The organism is Bradyrhizobium sp. Kon58 (assembly GCF_055807455.1).
The window spans coordinates 1-364 of record NZ_JBVVOT010000221.1 but is presented as its reverse complement, the minus strand read 5'-3'; the positions used below and the strand labels follow the sequence as shown (position 1 = coordinate 364).

General features: G+C 63.7%; 1 protein-coding gene. It reads left to right on the top strand.

Features of this window, described 5'->3' with window-relative positions:
• The coding region (locus tag AC0L20_RS40205; RefSeq protein WP_473295702.1) for a kynureninase/PvdN C-terminal domain-containing protein at window positions 1-364 on the top strand (364 nt) is incomplete at both ends.

The following is a 364-nucleotide window of genomic DNA, read 5'->3' as shown; positions in this document are numbered from 1 at the left end:
CTCAATGGCGGTCCCGGTTCCCAGGCGTTCGTGTGGGTCCACCCGGCATTGGTGGACCTGGTCCGCCAGCCGCTGTCGGGCTGGTTCGGGCATACCCGACAGTTCGCGATGGAAGCCAACTATGCGCCGAGCGCCGGCATCCTGCGCTACCTGTGCGGCACCCAGCCGATTACCTCATTGGCCATGGTGGAATGCGGCCTGGAGGTTTTCGAACGCACCGATATGAGCCACCTGCGCAGCAAGTCGCTGGCCTTGACCGACCTGTTTATCGCGTTGGTTGAAAGCCGCTGTGCAGCCCACAACCTTGTGCTGATCACGCCCCGCGAACATGCGCGGCGCGGCAGCCATGTGAGCTTCGAACACC